Source organism: Segetibacter sp. 3557_3 (assembly GCF_004354985.1).
Taxonomy (GTDB): Bacteria; Bacteroidota; Bacteroidia; order Chitinophagales; family Chitinophagaceae; genus Segetibacter.
The window spans coordinates 443,923-461,441 of record NZ_SMSK01000002.1 but is presented as its reverse complement, the minus strand read 5'-3'; the positions used below and the strand labels follow the sequence as shown (position 1 = coordinate 461,441).

Sequence of the window (17,519 nt, the reverse complement as noted above, 5' to 3'; positions counted from 1 at the left end):
AACTTTGAACGAATTCGAAATCATCCGGGGATGTCTTAAGCACGACGTTAACTGCCAGCGGAAGCTTTTTGAGCACTATGCGGGCAAAATGATGACGGTTTGCCTGCGCTATGCTAAGGACAGCATGGAAGCCGAGGACCTGTTGCAGGAGTCATTTATTAAAGTGTTCCGCTATATACACCAGTTTAAATTTGAAGGGTCATTTGAAGGATGGATCCGGCGGATCGTAGTTAACAATGCGCTAAAAAGCGTCAAGAAGAAAAAGATCAACTTCCAGGAAATAAACGACCGCACACATGTGGCCGAACACCTTGAGCCATTTGCTTATTCAAACCTGGGCGAAGAAGACCTGATGAAACTTATTAACCAATTGCCCGAAGGCTACAGGCTTGTTTTCAACCTGAGTGTAATCGAAGGATTTACTCATGAAGAAATTGCCACGATGCTCAATATACAACCGGGAACCAGCAGGAGCCAGTTGGTTAAAGCTCGCAAGATGTTGCAAAACCAGGTTTTTGAACTACAAAAAATCGCCGTTTAATGACCGACAACAACTTTGATAAATGGGTCCACGATAAGTTACACGACCACTCGTCGGCAGTTCCGGGGGATATGTGGAACCGGATACATGCGCAAAAAAGTGCAGCACCGCGATTTGGCTGGTGGTGGAAAGCTGGCGGAGCCTTATTGCTGATCGCCATAACTACCGGTCTGGTCATCTTCACGAAATCAACAAAAAACAGGCAAGTCATTCCGGCCAATCATAGCAAACACCATATACCAGTACCTCAAACAAATCAACGGCCGAACGGCAAACGCAATCCCTCGACAGCCGAAACAACAACTGCAAATGCTAACGGCTCAGCAACATTAAAACCAGTGTTAAACCAGGCTGTCGAAGCGCCATTAGCAGCCAGCAAAAAGACACCAGGCGGATTGAACAATAAAGTAGACAATCATTCAAAAGTTGTCCAGCTCACGTCACTACAAAAAACCAACAAACCAGCATACACCAGTGGCATACGGCTAAACGGGGGTAAAAACCGTATGCTCAATGCCGGAAATCAGGAGAAAGCGGTTGATCAACTGCGCTCAGAAAAGATTGCTTTGCTTAGGGGTGAGGCCGTCATTACTGATAACCGCAGGGATTTTAAGCAGGCAAACCGAACTCTCCCCGGGTCGCTAAAACAATTTGCCATTGCTTGTTCTGTCGACTGCCCAACCAGCAACAGGCACCGCAACCACCCCATGTTCCTGGAGGTGTATGGTTCTCCCGACTATGCCAGGAAATCTGTTGTTGCACCTAACATGACCGCGGATTACCTGGCCCGAAAAGACAGCAGTGAAAACTTTAGTTATGCTTTCACAGCCGGTTTTCGTTTGGTCAAGCCATTTGGAAAGAACATGGTTCTAAAAACAGGTCTGCAATATGCGCAGATCAACGAAAAGTTCCTCTTCCGACGAGAGAACGAGCGCCGGCAAACGACGGTGATCACGATCCGAAGCATCATACGATCGCCTGGAGATACCCTATTGGTTCGCGACACGAGTACGGTTGAACAAATCGGCTACCTGGTTACTTCGTCCATGAACAAATACCGTAGTATCGACCTGCCATTGATCGTAGGCTACGAATGGGGAAGCGACCGCCTGAGGGTAGCACTTAATGCGGGTGTGCTGCTGAACTTATCATCGTGGCAAACGGGACAAATGCTCGACACCGGCTATAACGCAGTGCCAATAAACAAAGCCCCGGGTGGGCAGGTCTTTAAAAGAAATCTCGGAGTTGGCCTGTACGCAGGTGTAAGCATAATGAAAGGCATTTCCAACAACCTGCAAATTTTTGCAGAACCCTGGTTCAGGTACAACTTCTCGCAGATGACCACTGCCCAAAATCCTTTTACCCAGAAATTCCAGGTCGCAGGTCTAAGCCTTGGCATACGCTACCGGCTGCCAGGCTCTTCACGATACTTCCGGTAATGACATTTAAATTAAAATGACGATGAACAGATTACTCTGCCTGGTTTTAATTACCATGGCTTACAGTTGCGCGAAAGAAACTTCTGACTCTTTCTATCCATATGGAAGCAATCCATTAAACGATACTGTTTGGGTGGCGGAACCCGGAGCAGCTGCCGCGGTACACAAGCTTGAGAAAAGCCTGGACCAGGCAGCAAATAATGGTAGCGTAAACGCTGTTGCCGGGGGGATGATTAGCTTTCCCCGCGACCTTGAGATGATATTTCCCCCTTCGGCTTTTGCATACCCAAATGGAACGCTCGCTACAGGCGCCGTAAACCTGGAGGTAATTTACCTTAAAACAAAGGGCGACATGGTACGTTTTGCCCGGCCGACCACCAGCTTCCACCGGTTGCTGGAGTCAGGTGGTGCCGTTCACATAAAGGCTTCTAAGGAAGGCCAGGAACTTGGGTTAGCAGCTGGCAAGAGTATAATGATCAGGTTCCGTGAGCCAAACACCAACCCACTAATGCGCGTATTTTACGGCGAGCAAAATGCCGGCAGTACCCCACCCGGAACAAACAGCGGCTTTACCTGGGTACCCGCAGCGGATAGCTCAAGGGTTGCAACCTTTCAGCGTCAGGACTCAATGGGTGGTGTATTCCGTGGTTACGAAATGATCTCCGCAAGGTTTGCCTGGGTTAATTGCGACTATTTTGTGGATACCTCCAAACCACGCACCAGGGTCAATGCCATCCTCCCTCCTAATTTTACCAACACCAACACCAGTGTATATGCCATACTCCGGGACCAGCGCATTGTTGTCCGGCTCGATGCAGATTACCTGAGCCGAACATTTTTTGCACCGGCACTTCCTATCGGCAGTAATGTCAGCCTGGTTGCTCTAGGGATCATCGGCGACCAGCTTTATTACGGCGCCAAACAGTTAAACGTTTCTGCCGACGCATTGCTTCGTCTTGAACCGGAGAAAAAAACCAAATCAGAAATTAATACCTTTTTAGACCAGTTGTAAATCTTCACAGTTTAGGTGCGGCCCAATTGCGTTTAGCATCTTAGCACCCCGGAAGTACAAGCGTGCAGTTCCCTTCCGGTTGGCACACGACGCCTAAACAGATGTGGGTTAATGTAGTTTCAGCCGGGTTCCCGGAGCTTGTTCGGAGCGCCCTGCTTTAACAAGCCCCACCTGGATCTGAATGTACCGGATCTTCTACCCATCATGTACGGTTGAAGTCCTTGCCCTGGCCAGGGCACGTTTTACCAGCAATCCAACTCGCGGCGACAGCATCCTTCCGCCGCCTCTGAAATTAACGCACAAACTTTAACTTAAAGTAGGGTTGCTCCATAGCAATGCTTTTAACACCCCATCTGCCCTACTATTCCGTGGCATACAATTCGCATCAAACTATTACCGTTTGTTGTCGCATCTATAACGGGGAGACATGCCCGGAATTCCGGCACGTATAGGTGTATGACTGTACAACGGGCCAATAACAACCGGGCTGAAATCCCCACTTTTTAAAAAATTGTATGTTTGCACATGAGTTGGAATGAATCAAGAAGTATAAACGTAGCTGTTCTCGATATGAACGCAGGTTTTGACAACCAGGGTATGCGTTGTATCAAGGATATTGTTACACAATGGGCCGCACAGCATAATTATAACCTGAATATGCAGGAATTCGAGGTGCGGTTAAAAGAAGAACTTCCCGGAACTGAGTTTGACGTTTACATATCATCAGGTGGGCCTGGCTCTCCGCTTGAAAGCGAGGGCACAGCATGGGAGAACAGCTTTTTCGACTGGCTGCATCAAATTGAGGATTGGAATACCAGCGATAACTTTCCTAAAAAACACGTTTTCTTTATTTGTCACAGTTTCCAGCTCGTCAGCAGGCATTATAAGATCGGAACAGTTTGCAAGAGAAAGTCTACCTCATTTGGCGTATTCCCCATTCACCGGCTCGACAATCACGAAGAAGACATATTCGGGGGTTTGAAAGATCCCTTTTATGCGGTGGATAGCCGCGACTACCAGCTCATCTCACCGGATCTGCAACGCATCAACGAAATGGGGGCTACCCTGCTGGCAATCGAAAAAGAAAGGATGCACGTTCCATATGAGCGCGCTGTAATGGCTGTTCGCTTTAATGATTATTTTGTCGGCACACAATTTCACCCTGAGGCAGATGCAAAAGGTATGAGCATGTATCTTCAGCGTGACGATAAAAAGAAAATGGTGATCGAAAACCATGGAGAAGCCAAGTGGGCCAGCATGGTTGAACAATTGAATGATCCGGGCAAAATCTTGTCTACCTACAGCCACATTCTGCCAAATTTTCTCAACCAGGCCGTTCTTGCCTTTGAAAATCAAACTGTTCCCGCAGTAGCTTAACCAGGAAATCTTTGTTGTTATGCTCTTGGTAAATTGCTAAATCTTTTAGTAATTTAGTGGTATGGAAACAGACATTATCGAAGTCAGGGCTTCTAACTATTTCGCCCGGAACAACGCGGTACTGCAGATTACAGAGCGGGACCTGGCAAACATCCAGGCTATTTTACCGGAACTCCGCCCGCTTTCCATAACACCACAGCGACTTGTCCGTTTAAATTTTAGTCCTGCAGGCGAAAGTCAGAACAGGATGCTGCAAAAAATTTGCAATAACTTCTGTTTCGACTTTCACCGGACCAGGACCAATGCACTGCTGCTGGTACTTAACCAGGAGATCAGGTTGAAGCACATCTTAAATATCCACCAGTTACAAAACCTCTATTACGACCTTACCGGGGAACTCCTGCTGCGACAAGAAGGAGAAAACCCAGTTTCTAAACCGGCTCAACCACCTGCGACCGGACAATTAATCCAGAACACGGGCGGGGCAGGCAAATACCGGGCACGCTAGCAGTCGGCGCAAAGCGGCTATTTGCCCTTTTTTACTTCCGCTTCTACCTTCTTACGGCTGTTACCTACCTTTTTAATCGCACCTTTTACCGCATCTTTACTGGTGTTTAATTTGTCTTTCGCATAATTCACTTCATGTTCCTGCCCGCCGGCAACTTTTGCGCGGTCCTGGCTTCTGCCATTTGATGATTTTGCCATGTTAGTAAGTTTATGTATATAATAAAAAAATCATACCGTTTCCGCCAAGCGTCTGCGGGTTAAAAGTGCTTGCCTGCCTTTTTTATGGACCCGGCTATAGTAAGGCTATGCGGCTGCCGTTGCGTCGCACACTTGTACCGGATAACTTTATGCAGCATAGGAAAACAAAAACCTATGCACAGCAACAATCAAAGCAACAACTAATTGAAGATTGCATTACATAAACTCCACTCATTATGATAACCAGCACCACACGGAAGGGCAACATCGCTCCTCACCAACAAGGCCGGGGTGCAACGGGGTAAAAGTGTTTGCTGTATACCCAACCAAAAAGAAGTTTAGCGAAGAAGGCTATAGTTTATTGCCTTTAATTATACTTGATTAATATTGTGGTTACTACATCGCAGTATAAACCTGTAAGAATATGGTTGGCATTGCCGATGTTTTTTTGTAAAAAGCACTAAACTAACACTTATGGTTCCAGCGATAAGAAAGGCATTCAACAGCAGTTTTACGAAAGCTAAATACGAGGCCTACCTTGCCGAGCTGGACAACCTTTTCCCGGGAAAAATTGATTTTAGACTTGCGGAAACGCCAATCTTTTGTGACCGCGCTTTTACGCAAAAAATGATTTCTGCTTGCGAAAGCATTGTCGACATTATAGTTGCACCCGATTTCAAAAAACTTACTGAACGTGCAATACCTGGTTCTGTACTCGTACCTGGTGAAAACGAATACAGCGCCTTCATAGCCTTCGACTTTGGCGTTTGCGAAAACGAAAGGGGCGAACTTGAACCACAGCTAATCGAGATGCAGGGATTTCCTACACTTTTTGCTTACCAGGTCCATCACATTGAAGTCACAGAACGTTACTTCCCGGTTCCTGAGGGGTATTCTGCATACCTGAACGGCTATAAAAAAGAAACTTACCTGCAACTACTTAGCGAGATCATTCTCGGTGATCACGCCCCGGAAAATGTGATCCTGCTGGAAATTTTCCCTCATCAGCAAAAAACCAGGATCGACTTTTATTGTACCCAAAAATACCTGGGCATAGAGCCGGTTAGCCTTACAGACCTGATCAAAGAAGGGAAAAAGCTGTTTTATATGAAAGACGGTGAGAAAACTCCAATCAAACGCATCTATAACCGGGTTATATTCGACGACTTACAGCAACAAACACAGGAGGTGCAGGACTTCGGCAAACTCCTGCTCGAGGAGCTTGACGTGGAGTGGGCACCACATCCGAACTGGTTTTACCGCATAAGCAAATACACCCTTCCTTTTATTAACCATCCCTATGTACCCGAAACAAAGTTCCTCAACGAGGTAGCCGATGTTCCCTCCGACCTGGAAAATTTTGTACTAAAACCACTTTTTTCTTTTGCAGGTCAGGGTGTTGTCATCGACGTTACACCGGACGATATTAAAAACGTAAAAGATCCCGAAAACTGGATTCTGCAAAAGAAGGTACGTTATGCAGAAGTGATACCCACCCCCGATGTGCCGGCGAAAGCAGAAATCAGGATATTTTACTTCTGGAAAAAAGGCGATCCTCGTCCCATAGCAACCACCAACCTTGCAAGGCTTAGTAAGGGCAAGATGATCGGCGTACGTTACAATAAAGACAAAGAGTGGGTCGGTGGAAGCCTTGCTTTTTTCGAGCAGTAAACGAGTCAACCGCACCAACTAAATTATGGTCGACATTCAGGCCTTTGCAATTGTGCATCGCACACTGCAGTATCATGCCCCGATTGTTCTGCAAATGAAATAAATTGAAGTTTTTTTTTGCCCAAAATAGCGCAAAAACGGCAGTTCTTTACTGCTGATTACCGGCCTGATACTTTATCCGCCCTCATAATTTCTTTTTATTGTGCCGCCGCTACCACCCCGCTCGCGTTCTTTTCTCACCCTTACGCTTTGTTGACCAATTGGTTATTACATCAGAAGCTTCCAGTTGAAAAATGGGAATAAAAAAAAGGGGTAAATAATTTTACAAACTTGTTTTAATTATTATATTGATAGAAAGGTTTGCAAGCCAAAAACTAAATAAAATTAATTAGCAGGTTAAAACACTAGGAAATACAAATGATAATTTCTAAGTTTATTTAACCCTGACGGCAATAAAAGTCCTCCATTTTTAATTATTAAATATTGTGTATGCCACAAACAAAACCTGGTATCGCCACAACTATTCTTGCGCCTGATCCTGTAGGTGAAGGTTTCGTCGAAATAACGCCAAATAAAACATTATTTGTTCAAAAGCTCACAGACGAAGAGCCCCTCAAACCTGTAGTCGTTGAAGGGTTGCATAGTGTGGAAGCTGTTTTTAATTATTTTAAACCGGGATGCGAGGTAGAATTAATAACAGAAGACGGCTCAACTGTTAATGAGCAATACACGTTTCACAGTTTAGGCGATTTTGACGTGAAACACCTAATATCAAAGAGCAACCATTTACGTGAATTAAATCTTCAAAACGAGGCGTATTTAAAAATGCGAAAACAGCTCGGCACAAACAAGTCCCTAAAAAATGTAATCGAAAATCCTGCAACTAAAAAAGCATTGATCGACTCGCTAAGAGCGCTTATTGCTGAATTGGAATAAATAAATACCTGCTCACCAATATTCAACAACCTAAATATAGATATATGACCGAGGAAGCCAAAAGTGTAACTGCACTTGATTACCGGGTGGACACACCTGTAGAATCTAAACCGGAGCTCGTACTCGACACATCGTTGAATACACTGGTCAAAGCAGGTGGGTTCGACTTTTTAGAGTCTATCATTGAAGGTGTAGATAATCTCAATCCGGTTCGCAAAGCAAGAAGAAACATATTTTTAACAGACAACTTAAAAGGAGATCAACGCGAGGACCTGAAAAAACGAATGGAATTGTGGCTTAGCTTGTTGGAAGAAAACACGGGCGTAGCAGAAATGGTCAACGAATGTATTACAAAAACCGACTCGGGCAACCGTCTTATTAAGGCCAACCTTAAGACCATCCTGGAAAGGACAAGAGAACTGGAAGCCGCATACCGATCGGTGCAGCTGTTTTACACGAATACAGAGACATCGAGGGTCACGAATGTAGTACTAATAAATGCATCTCTGAACCAGCTAACCGACATGGATGAACCCCGGTTTATCAACTTCATTGAACAAGAACTTAAGCAGAAGTATGACCGGCTTGATCTAAGACAAAATTATTCACTACTGGTAATTCCCGGATATCTTAAGTCGGAGATGGTATTAAATAAATGGGCAAAGATTGCGCACCAGAACAAGGTAATGCTGGTTACTGACTTTGCAAATATCGAAACGCCCGAAGATGTGCTTGATATGTTTACCGATGCTAACCACACCGGTGCCGAGCCACACAAGGCAAATGTAATGATGACGTGCAACTACATCATCGCACGGGGCAAAAATGAACAACTTGGTGAAGAAGATGATATCTATGTTCCGGGATCTGCGGCGCTTGCGGGCAAGCTATATGCTACAAAACTATCGCAACCTGTAGCGGGCAAAACATATGGTACAATCGATGAAGCCGATACCGTTAGATTCGATCAAAAGAAAGCGGAAATATCAGAACTCGAAAACGTTGGACTAATACCGTTTGTAAGTGAGTGGGGCAAGGTTATGCCATTCAGTGCGAAAACCTTATTTACCGGGGACAACCTGGGCATGCAAACCTATTCGGTTGTTCGGGTCTTCGATTTTATTGCAAAAGTGGTTTCTGACTTCTTAAATCGTCGTGCATTTGAACTTTGGAATACAAAAATGGAAGTTAACCTGCGATCACAAATTGTAAAGTTTCTGGATGGCATTCAAGGTCCTGATAAATTAATTGAGAAGTTTCAAATTGTTCGATTTGAAAAAGATGACACGCAAAAAGATCACATTTATCTGGACATGCATATCACACCTTTTTTTCCGGCGAAAAGTTTTATTGTTTCTCTAGATGGCTATAAAGGGGATGATGGCGAAGAATGGAAAGCTGCGTACAAACAAAAGTAATTCTTAACTAGAAACATCCGGTTAGCAGTAATCATTTTGACGGTGTACACTTTTGTTAGCTGTACTGGCCATGTTGTGCCGGTAATAACAACCTATTGTTGTTAATTAACTCAGGACTTCAATTCCCGTTGACCTAAGAATTGTCAGATGGCAATCAAATTATTTCTGGTATATATTGGTAGCCTCGTTACAATAAGCGCTTTAATAATTATTTGCATAAAACAATTTATCAGCGATTTTTTTGTAACAGGCAAGAAACCTGTTTTATACGGATCTGTTTCGTCTGCAGTAGTATCTGCAATTGCATATTTGTCTACTTATATCAGCACACATCTTTTTATTACTTTCTGGATCCTTTGCCTGGTTTTTCTTTTATTTGGCATTGTTCATGTTTACCTGGTACGCAGATTTTATGCGGGCAGGTTACAACCAGGTTTCAAGAAATTTGTTGCTGAGCTCCTTTTTGTTCTTTCAGTCTTGCTTTTTACAGTAGCCGTTTTTTCTACAATCCAGTACTTCCTGGTTGACAAAAGTTTTCTATTTTATCCTTTATTGATGAGCACCTTAATGTTTTTTGTTCCAGTGCTTTTCTTACAAACCTTTGAAGCAGCATACCGCATTCCGCTACCTTTCTATTCCACCTGGAGCTATCCTGTAAACCTACAGCAACAATTACCACCCGCACATTCCACAGATGCACTGGTAGTACTGGGTTTTGAATTAAGCCGGGATATTGGGGGCAGTAACACCACCCATTTCCGTGCGAAGGGGCCTGCAAACATGCCTCTTGGCGACCTTTATTATTACTTTATAAATGACTATAACGAACTACACCACCAATTGCCAATCGCGTACGCAGACGCGGGGCATCAACCATATAGTTGGTGGTTCCGCCTGAAGCGGAAATGGCTGAACGGCTATCAAGTCCTTGACCCTGCTCTAACGCTGGCTGAAAATGGTATCCGCGAGAATGCAATAATCATTTGCGAAAGAATTTAATGCCGACCATATGCTACAACACCACAGACATTTCCCGGTTAATTGGGTAGACGGAATGAAGATCTCTAAAGATCATTTCACCCGCCAGGATAATGCGGTACAGTGCCAGTTTCACGACGTTGCTGCTCTGCAACTTTCCGCAATCCGGTATGGCTTGCTTCCATCAGCAGGGGGCGCAAACGAAAGCTTTAACGTTAAGATTATTGCTGATGGTCACAGGGAGGTTCGCGTAACTGTCCTGTCGCTTGATGCAATAACCCGGGGAGGGGCACGAATCTCCATTCGATCATCCAACAAGCATTTGCAGCAGGAAAGTTTATCCACGTGGTCATTCCAGGTACCACCTGCAGTTACACCAACAAATTTCTGGATTTTCCTCATCACCAATCCATTTGAAAGAGTTCCTTTTGGCGAACCCGATCCTGCAGATTTCCCACCGAGGTTACCGTATGTAGCACCCGCGTACTCGGTGCAGATGCTCTCTTCAAACGAGTACCGGCAATTTGCAAATCATCCATTCGCCTTGCCTATTGGCAGGATAAGCGCGGATGTAAACAGCATAGCGGTTCAGGAATACATACCACCATGTTTTTCAAATGCTGCTCACCCGGACCTGACCGCATTACATTCAGATCTCGATCAATTCTATGCAGGTTTGGAAAACAGCTGCCTGGTTATCCTGCAAAATATCTATGGCAAAAACCAGGATAACGAAGTGGCAAAGATGGTCAAGGATTTATGCGATAAGTTGTTACCGTTTACCGCAAAAACACTTAACGACCTTCACTGGAATGCCTTGCATGATTCGCCGGCAGCAATGCTTTCTACGGTAACCGGCTTTGCCAGGATCATAAAAGGCACCATCGATACCAGGATAGGTTGCGGCAAAGAAGAACTGATGAACTATTTCAGCGAATGGAACCACCTTAATCCCGGTAATTTAGAGGGTCTGATCAACGAAGTCGTATCAATATGGTACGACAACCACAATATCACAGAAGCAATTGAAAAAATTTCAACCTTCTTAAAAGTTATCACAACACTTTTTAATACGCTTACCGAATTGGAGTTTATCGGCAAGCGCAGGAAAGCCGTAGAAACTTTTATCAAAGTGGAGGAGCAGGTTCCCCGAAGACGATTTTTTGGCTAACCGCATTGTACTAGCCGGTGCAGGAATTCTCTGCCGACTGACCTAAGGCCACAAAAGGATTGATCTGTTTCAGATATATGCCATTGAGCAAGGGCCAGATAAGGCAAACAAATAAGCCCGGATAAGCCACTTGGAGTGCTCGTCTGGTACATCAACTAATAACAATTTTCCTCTCTATGAAACCTCAGAACCATCGTGAAAGAAGAAGGGCCTTCGTCAATTTCCTGGTGCTTTTCCTGTTTACCACAGCGGTAATTTCAGCATGTATATTCTACAGCTTTCAGGTACCACTTAAAGAAAACGAAAAACTCCGGAATGAGCTGGCAACGGTTGATCAACATCAGCATACCACCATGCTTTTTCTAGAACGTATGGACCGAACTATACGATTGCTGGACAGCGTAAACCTGGCCGGGGTACAAGCCGCATTGATCGACGGTGACATTGATGAAAACCTAAAAGTGATGAAGTCGATAGTCCACAGCGACTCAACGATGCAACTGAAAACTTTGTATTCTAATGTTATTGAGAATTGTTACGACCTGCAGCATGCAAAAAAACAACTTCGGGAGGTAAGTGGGAAAGATGTTGCTTTTGGCAACCTCCAAAAGGAAAATGCCGACCTGCACACCCGGCTCCAGATGGCAAATAACGATCTGCAGTCGTGCCAGATACTGCTTACAAACCAGATTAAAACCAGGTAGTTATGCCCGGTCAAATTAAATCCTCCCATATAAACACCGGAATGTTCGGCGCACTGGACTTCCGGGTTTGGATTACAATGATCTTGTTTACTATTGTATGCACGGGGCTGCTTAGCTATAAGCTGCTCTCCGTTGAACCGTGCCCGGCCTATGATATCCAAACACGAACCATAAACGGAGTTGGAAATGAAGTGGTCACCGGAGAAACCATCCGTTTTACTGCTTCAGCCGGCAGCAACAAAATGCGTTGGGACTTTGGTGATGGGGTTAGCTTAGTCGACGGGATGTCTGTTGTATCCCATAGTTATAAAAAGCAAGGCAGGTATAATGTTATTGCTGACCACGGTGGCGGTTGCCGCCAGAGTGTTGCAATACTCGTAAAAGCAAGGGAAGTGAGCTTTGACGAGTGGGCTGCTTACCCGAACAATGAAGCCGCAATTATATCAGAGTCTTCGACTACCGCAAATAAAGGGGTGGTATTCATCAGCAATGAAATTGCCAGTACCTATGAGTGGACAGTGCTCAACCGGAATGAATTCAATACACAGTACGGTAAAATTGTTTCCTTCACCTTTCCTCTTCCCGGAACATACACCATTCAGTTAAAACTGGATAAGGATCGAAAGCGCACCTTCGTCAAAAACGTTTATGTACTTGCAGGTACACCACTACGGATGCCAACATCAAAACCCCCTAAAAACAACTTCGCGTTTCAGCCATTGGTCCCGGAAAAATCAGTTATTCAGCCCAATCAGACGGCTAGCTCGCCAACCGATACCATTGCTAAAATAGAGACAAATACCGTTAAACGCCAATTTTTAGATGTACCTGATGCCTATATCAAAAGAAGCCTCGAAAACGTAATGGATGGTTCAAAGACTATGGAGGACTTCGCTGACCTTTTGTGTAACGGTTCACAAACCCACGTTTTGTTGAATGATGCCAAAGACTTTATCACGTTTGAAGAATTATGCAAAAAGATCGAGCACAAAAAGTATAAAATAGAGTCTTTGAAAGCCGCGCGCAACAATGAAAACAATCGCTGTGTTCTTGTGCTAAACATTGCTATCCGGCGCAAAGGATTATTCGGCCGATCCATACACTTATAGGTTTCGGGGATCTTCAAAGCCGGCATTCAGGGATCATCATACTTTGGTTTGCCAGCCTGATAAAGGCTGTTCTGCAGGAAAACGTTAAAGAAGATTACTATCGTAATTAAATGGGAGTAAATTGTGGCACAAGCCCAAACCCAAACACGTGAAAACTTGCCTGACCACCCTACTCTTGTTAATAGCCGCAACAACCGTTTGCCAGCAGGTTAAAAACACATCTTATACTAACCAGGCTGGGGAAAAATTATTGCGGCTTGAATTTTTGCTTCCACTCAATATTAAGTCGGCATGGGAGCTCTTTACAAAAAACGAAAAATTGAAAACCTGGATTGCACCAGTCGTACACATAGACCTAAAAACAGGCGGCTACATGTTGACAAATTATGATACATCAAAAAATTTGTCAGACAGTACCTCCATTCGGCTTGGCATAGTAAACTTTTTAGACCAGGAGTTAATTACCTTGAAAGTAAAGTTGAATAACTTCTTTCCTCCTGCTGTAAGAAACAGCGATGGCAACCTCCAGGAACTTATACAATTTCGAAAAACAGGAGAAAATCAAACCCGGATCATTTCTACCATGGTTGGCTTTGGAACTGGTAAGGAATGGAACGATACCTATAACTTTTTTGTAAAAGGCAATATTTGGACGTACGAACAATTGCTTAAACACTACCGATAAGCGGAAAGGGTCGGCTGTTCTGGCTCTAGTACGGTGGACAATCATACCAGATCAATTTTCTCGTTCTTGTATAAACCAGGGTACTGCAGCTGTTTGCAGGTACTATGTTTGCAACCACAGCGTTAAAAACAATGGAAGCACCAGAGAACCTCAAGAACAACAAACCTGCAGGGCCCGCCGACTACCTGGCCAACGAACGAACATTTCTTGCCTGGATACGTACGAGTATTGCTTTGATGGGCTTTGGCTTTGTAATTGTAAAATTTGCGGTATTCATCAGGCAAGTTGGCTATGCAATTGGCGGAAAGGTTATGATTACCGGGCAGGGATATTCCGGTGAGATCGGTGTGTTTATGGTTGCGCTAGGGGCTGTAATGGCGTCATTGTCTTACCTGCGTTATCGACACATTGAGAAACAGTTGATCAAAAATAAATTCTTCCCATCAAAATGGTTGTCCGCTTTAGTCACCCTCTGTATTGTTTTCGGGAGTATTCTATTGGTGCTGTACCTTCTTCCGAACATTTAGCAGCCCATCATTATAAACCTAACTGCATGCTCCGGGCACCGGAACCACAATGACAATCGACTCAAAGGCTAAACTGTATATTCTATTCTGGAGGCCTCTTTTTCCCTTACTATTTTGCAGACTCCGCCTCAAAGGTTGTTGCAGGTATCCTGATGGAAAACTTCTGCTTCATTAAACGATCGGCGAGCTCAAGCCGAAGCACATCAGACTTATCTGGCTGAAAATACTTTGTTTGATAGACCATTGAAAATTCTTTACCTGGAAGTACAATGGGGAAAGCCGAAATATAGCCTGCCTTGTGGTGTATGGTCGTTTTGTCTTTTTTCTGCTGGGTGAGGATTACGGGACCGCTGATGAACTCGCTACTGCCCGAATTACGGAGCCTTAACACGAAATAGGCATCGCTGCCTTTCTTGCTGATAGCCTCGCAAACTACCTTTATGTTGTTTGCGCTATCGGATAACTGGAGGTTGGGTTTGTTCGCCAGCAATGTTTTGCAAACTGCCACCTTTTCTTCCCCGTTATTTGCTTGGTCAGCATCGTAAAGTTGCTCAGGAGGCGGAACCCCAAAGTTTATGTTGGCATATTTGCTTTCCAGTTCCTGGTTCGAAAATGGTATCGCTTCTACCTGGTATTGTGAGCCCTTTGTGCGGGTGAGGTAATCGCGGATTGTTTTTATCTTGTTTTTTGCAAAGCCGATGGGATCCTCGCTGTACTGTAGCCTGTTAAAAAGCGAATTGTCGGGTATAATATTGAGAAACTGCTTAAGGTAATGCAGTTGTAATTCGTAGTCCGCTAATTGCGCAGCTTTCTCGTAATTCGAATAAGCCCGCATTCCCTCTTCGAAGCGCTTACGGTACATCTCCTCAGATATATTAAATTCGACCGCTTTTTGCTTTTCTGCTTGCTGTGAGCTGCTTTTTACCACTACGCTTTCGATCCACTTTACCTGGTTTAATGCATAATTATCACCCGGCTTAATGCGCAGGGCTTCCCTGAATTGCCGCAGAGCAGCATCATACTGCTTATTTGATAGAGCGATACCCCCCTTCGCTAAAGCGGAATCGTATTTTAATCGTTGGGCTTGTTCAGCAATCCGCTTGATGATCATTTGCAGCCGTTCTTTTGGCTCAATTTCGGTTGGCTTAAGTTGCAAAGCGTGCATATACAGGCTCCTGGCACTAACCAGGTCGTTTTTTGAAAAAGCAGCTTCGGCTTTCTGCATAGTTGCTTCGAAGTTCCGGTTGGCCTTAGCTGCGGCCGCAATACTGTCGGTCTTTGTAAGATTGTTGGTCGCCGGACTCTCAAGGATACGTGCAATCTGGATCAACTGGTAAACGGGATAAACTTCCTGTGATTGCACGTCGGAAGCCTGCAGGTATAACTTTCTTGCATCTGAATACTTCTTGTTTTCATACGCCTCATCCGCTTGTTTAATCAAGGCCCGGTAAGCGTCAGGGGCGTTGTCGGCTACACTGTCCGGGGTGGCTGAACCGGCATTCGCAAACGCGGTATTTTGAGACTCCCTTGGCCTTTTACGGGCAAGCTCATCAATATGTTTCTGCAACCTCTCCTTCGTCGACCAATCCTTAACTGTTTCAGCAGGCAGTTGCTTAAGTTCTTTTTTGTACACGATTATAAAACGGTGTTGCCTTGGTATTTGTCCTGGCCCTTCTGTTACGAGCAACACGGCAGGAGAAGCTAGCTCGTTGATGGCACGTACCGAAAAGCCAATACTTGTTGGTTCAGTCTTATAGGCAGGATCAGATGCTAGCCACCGCAAGATGCTGTTTGTAGACGGAAAGCGAAGTTCAACAGGAAAATTGGTGTGAACATAAACCGTATCACCCTGGATGTTCAATGGTTGAGCCTTTGATACTTTAACGGAAAGCACAAGAAAAAGCATTAGGTAAATTGCAGGACCTGTTTTCATGCCCGGGTTCAAGTTTTGGATGATCAATCAACATGGTTGGCGAGGCACTTTTCGGCCCGGCAAACTCGTGTGCAGTTTCTCTGCATTACGATACCGTCGTTTTGACTTGATCCTGTTTTAGCAAGCCGGACCATTATTTAAACCAGCTTATCTGTCGTTCGGTCTCAGCCAAACCGGTTCTACTTTGCCACCGCTTTACCACAACACTTAGAAAAATAAAGAATACTATTTAGAAATACTAGCCCCGGTGCACTTGTTTGAATGAGAAGAATTGCTATAACCACCGCAAAAAGAGGAAAGCTGTATAATATGTTATAAACAAGAAAGCCGCTTTTCAGCGGCAATCCTGTGTAACTAAACTCTAAAACAACTATTACTATACGATCTTGTCCTTGAATGCTTTTGCAACAGCCTCACTTTTGCTGTTGACATGAAGCTTCTCGTAGATTTTTTTAATATGGCTGCGAACAGTATCGATGGCGATAAACATTTCGCCGGCGATCATTTTATAACTGTATCCATCAACAAGCAGTTGAAGCACCTGCTTTTCACGATCAGAGAGATTATAGTCCTCTCCCTTTTCGTTATTCATAGATGAAAACATCTTTAAAACCTGGGTGGCAACAGAAGCAGTCATTGGCGCACCGCCGGTTTGCGCCTCGGAGATGTATTCGAGCAAACGCGAGGGAGGTGTTTTCTTGAGAATATACCCGTTTGCGCCGTTGCTGATTGCCTGGAAAACATTTTTATTATCGTCGAAAACGGTAAGCATCAGGATTTTTACGTCCGGATCTACCGACCTGATCTTTTTTAAACCTTCTATGCCGTTCGTGCCAGGCATATCGATATCCATTAGCACGACGTCTGGTTTGAAAGCTGATACTTCCTGAACTGCATGATCGCAATTTTTAAAAGCTGCGAGCACTTCAAACCCTTCTGAACCATTTATAAGCATTGTAAGACCTTCCCGGAGTTGTGGATTGTCTTCGTATAGCATAACCTTAATCATAAGTTGCGATCATTTTAACAAAAGTACATTAGCCAGAAATGGCAACCAACCACATAATCATGTTAAAGAAGTCCATTCAAGCGTATAAAACTTCAGGATAGGGCGCTTGCCGGGGAGACTGATTTCGACTGATGCAACATGCGGGTCGCGCTGATTTTTCCAATAATCTATCGGCAACTCCCCTCCTACATCCGCCTTTTCGCCTCGTGAGTAGAGAAATAATACCATGCGAAAGTCAAAGACGGTTTGCTGTACCGGAAGTCTTCACCAACCAAGGCACAGCGCTGGTCGACTCTCAGAAATC

At 44.5% G+C, this 17,519-nt stretch carries 17 protein-coding genes; 14 read left to right on the top strand and 3 right to left on the bottom strand.

Translation table 11 applies throughout. The features are described from left to right. Window positions 1-4: 4 nt before the first annotated feature. The 5 genes from EXU57_RS06280 (at window position 5) to EXU57_RS06260 (ending at window position 4,877) form a co-directional block, all read left to right on the top strand. The gene (locus tag EXU57_RS06280) at window positions 5-541 is read left to right on the top strand and encodes an RNA polymerase sigma factor (RefSeq protein WP_133267322.1); all 537 of its coding nucleotides are present in this window, start codon (window positions 5-7) and stop codon (window positions 539-541) included. After that, window positions 541-1,980: an outer membrane beta-barrel protein gene (locus EXU57_RS06275; RefSeq protein WP_133267321.1), complete on the top strand. Its 1,440-nt coding sequence runs from the start codon at window positions 541-543 to the stop codon at window positions 1,978-1,980. Before EXU57_RS06280 ends, EXU57_RS06275 begins: the two co-directional genes overlap by 1 nt. 22 nt (window positions 1,981-2,002) lie before the next feature. Next, complete coding sequence (locus EXU57_RS06270) at window positions 2,003-2,992, top strand: hypothetical protein (RefSeq protein ID WP_133267320.1); 990 nt, start codon at window positions 2,003-2,005, stop codon at window positions 2,990-2,992. A gap of 525 nt (window positions 2,993-3,517) precedes the next feature. After that, on the top strand, window positions 3,518-4,369 hold the full coding sequence (locus EXU57_RS06265; protein WP_133267319.1) for a type 1 glutamine amidotransferase: 852 nt from the start codon (window positions 3,518-3,520) through the stop codon (window positions 4,367-4,369). A gap of 61 nt (window positions 4,370-4,430) precedes the next feature. Next, on the top strand, window positions 4,431-4,877 hold the full coding sequence (locus tag EXU57_RS06260) for a hypothetical protein (RefSeq protein WP_133267318.1): 447 nt from the start codon (window positions 4,431-4,433) through the stop codon (window positions 4,875-4,877). 17 nt (window positions 4,878-4,894) lie between these two features. Here EXU57_RS06260 and EXU57_RS06255 read toward each other — a convergent pair whose 3' ends face one another. Then, a complete protein-coding gene (locus tag EXU57_RS06255) occupies window positions 4,895-5,074 on the bottom strand; it encodes a DUF3606 domain-containing protein (RefSeq protein WP_133267317.1) in 180 nt (59 codons plus the stop codon). A 474-nt stretch (window positions 5,075-5,548) separates the two neighbouring features. Here EXU57_RS06255 and EXU57_RS06250 point away from each other — a divergent pair, with 474 nt between their 5' ends. The 9 genes from EXU57_RS06250 to EXU57_RS06210 all read left to right on the top strand — a co-directional run bounded on the left by EXU57_RS06250 (window position 5,549) and on the right by EXU57_RS06210 (window position 14,273). After that, the gene (locus tag EXU57_RS06250; protein ID WP_133267316.1) at window positions 5,549-6,745 is read left to right on the top strand and encodes a hypothetical protein; all 1,197 of its coding nucleotides are present in this window, start codon (window positions 5,549-5,551) and stop codon (window positions 6,743-6,745) included. A gap of 489 nt (window positions 6,746-7,234) precedes the next feature. Next, entirely contained in the window at window positions 7,235-7,681 is a 447-nt protein-coding gene (locus tag EXU57_RS06245) for a hypothetical protein (RefSeq protein WP_133267315.1), read from the top strand. A gap of 44 nt (window positions 7,682-7,725) precedes the next feature. Continuing rightward, on the top strand, window positions 7,726-9,099 hold the full coding sequence (locus EXU57_RS06240) for a type VI secretion system contractile sheath protein TssC (protein WP_133267314.1): 1,374 nt from the start codon (window positions 7,726-7,728) through the stop codon (window positions 9,097-9,099). Between the two features lie 147 nt (window positions 9,100-9,246). Beyond that, complete coding sequence (locus tag EXU57_RS06235) at window positions 9,247-10,098, top strand: TssN family type VI secretion system protein (protein ID WP_133267313.1); 852 nt, start codon at window positions 9,247-9,249, stop codon at window positions 10,096-10,098. 10 nt (window positions 10,099-10,108) lie between these two features. Next, on the top strand, window positions 10,109-11,248 hold the full coding sequence (locus tag EXU57_RS06230) for a hypothetical protein (protein WP_133267312.1): 1,140 nt from the start codon (window positions 10,109-10,111) through the stop codon (window positions 11,246-11,248). Window positions 11,249-11,424: 176 nt separating this feature from the next. After that, window positions 11,425-11,952 (top strand): type VI secretion system TssO, encoded by a 528-nt coding sequence (gene tssO / locus EXU57_RS06225; RefSeq protein WP_133267311.1) that lies wholly within the window; start codon window positions 11,425-11,427, stop codon window positions 11,950-11,952. Window positions 11,953-11,954: 2 nt separating this feature from the next. Beyond that, the gene (locus EXU57_RS06220; RefSeq protein ID WP_133267310.1) at window positions 11,955-13,061 is read left to right on the top strand and encodes a PKD domain-containing protein; all 1,107 of its coding nucleotides are present in this window, start codon (window positions 11,955-11,957) and stop codon (window positions 13,059-13,061) included. Window positions 13,062-13,209: 148 nt separating this feature from the next. Further along, window positions 13,210-13,746: a hypothetical protein gene (locus EXU57_RS06215; protein WP_133267309.1), complete on the top strand. Its 537-nt coding sequence runs from the start codon at window positions 13,210-13,212 to the stop codon at window positions 13,744-13,746. A 131-nt stretch (window positions 13,747-13,877) separates the two neighbouring features. Continuing rightward, on the top strand, window positions 13,878-14,273 hold the full coding sequence (locus EXU57_RS06210; RefSeq protein WP_133267308.1) for a YidH family protein: 396 nt from the start codon (window positions 13,878-13,880) through the stop codon (window positions 14,271-14,273). Between the two features lie 109 nt (window positions 14,274-14,382). On the opposite strand, the gene EXU57_RS06205 is transcribed toward EXU57_RS06210, so the two are convergent. Both EXU57_RS06205 and EXU57_RS06200 read right to left on the bottom strand, forming a co-directional pair. Further along, window positions 14,383-16,206: a tetratricopeptide repeat protein gene (locus tag EXU57_RS06205; protein ID WP_133267307.1), complete on the bottom strand. Its 1,824-nt coding sequence runs from the start codon at window positions 16,204-16,206 to the stop codon at window positions 14,383-14,385. Between the two features lie 376 nt (window positions 16,207-16,582). Next, window positions 16,583-17,215 carry a response regulator gene (locus tag EXU57_RS06200; RefSeq protein ID WP_133267306.1) on the bottom strand — a complete coding sequence of 211 codons (633 nt, stop codon included), beginning with the start codon at window positions 17,213-17,215 and terminating at the stop codon, window positions 16,583-16,585. Between the last annotated feature and the right edge of the window lie 304 nt (window positions 17,216-17,519).

Excerpts from the sequence above, each read along its gene's own strand:
- EXU57_RS06200 (WP_133267306.1), bottom strand. The coding sequence starts at position 17,215 with ATGATTAAGGTTATGCTATACGAAGACAATCCACAACTCCGGGAAGGT.
- EXU57_RS06270 (WP_133267320.1), top strand. The coding sequence starts at position 2,003 with ATGAACAGATTACTCTGCCTGGTTTTAATTACCATGGCTTACAGTTGC.
- EXU57_RS06275 (WP_133267321.1), top strand. The coding sequence starts at position 541 with ATGACCGACAACAACTTTGATAAATGGGTCCACGATAAGTTACACGAC.
- EXU57_RS06220 (WP_133267310.1), top strand. The coding sequence starts at position 11,955 with ATGCCCGGTCAAATTAAATCCTCCCATATAAACACCGGAATGTTCGGC.
- EXU57_RS06235 (WP_133267313.1), top strand. The coding sequence starts at position 9,247 with ATGGCAATCAAATTATTTCTGGTATATATTGGTAGCCTCGTTACAATA.
- EXU57_RS06260 (WP_133267318.1), top strand. The coding sequence starts at position 4,431 with ATGGAAACAGACATTATCGAAGTCAGGGCTTCTAACTATTTCGCCCGG.
- EXU57_RS06240 (WP_133267314.1), top strand. The coding sequence starts at position 7,726 with ATGACCGAGGAAGCCAAAAGTGTAACTGCACTTGATTACCGGGTGGAC.
- EXU57_RS06255 (WP_133267317.1), bottom strand. The coding sequence starts at position 5,074 with ATGGCAAAATCATCAAATGGCAGAAGCCAGGACCGCGCAAAAGTTGCC.
- EXU57_RS06265 (WP_133267319.1), top strand. The coding sequence starts at position 3,518 with ATGAGTTGGAATGAATCAAGAAGTATAAACGTAGCTGTTCTCGATATG.
- tssO (WP_133267311.1), top strand. The coding sequence starts at position 11,425 with ATGAAACCTCAGAACCATCGTGAAAGAAGAAGGGCCTTCGTCAATTTC.
- EXU57_RS06230 (WP_133267312.1), top strand. The coding sequence starts at position 10,109 with ATGCTACAACACCACAGACATTTCCCGGTTAATTGGGTAGACGGAATG.
- EXU57_RS06210 (WP_133267308.1), top strand. The coding sequence starts at position 13,878 with ATGGAAGCACCAGAGAACCTCAAGAACAACAAACCTGCAGGGCCCGCC.
- EXU57_RS06250 (WP_133267316.1), top strand. The coding sequence starts at position 5,549 with ATGGTTCCAGCGATAAGAAAGGCATTCAACAGCAGTTTTACGAAAGCT.
- EXU57_RS06245 (WP_133267315.1), top strand. The coding sequence starts at position 7,235 with ATGCCACAAACAAAACCTGGTATCGCCACAACTATTCTTGCGCCTGAT.
- EXU57_RS06205 (WP_133267307.1), bottom strand. The coding sequence starts at position 16,206 with ATGAAAACAGGTCCTGCAATTTACCTAATGCTTTTTCTTGTGCTTTCC.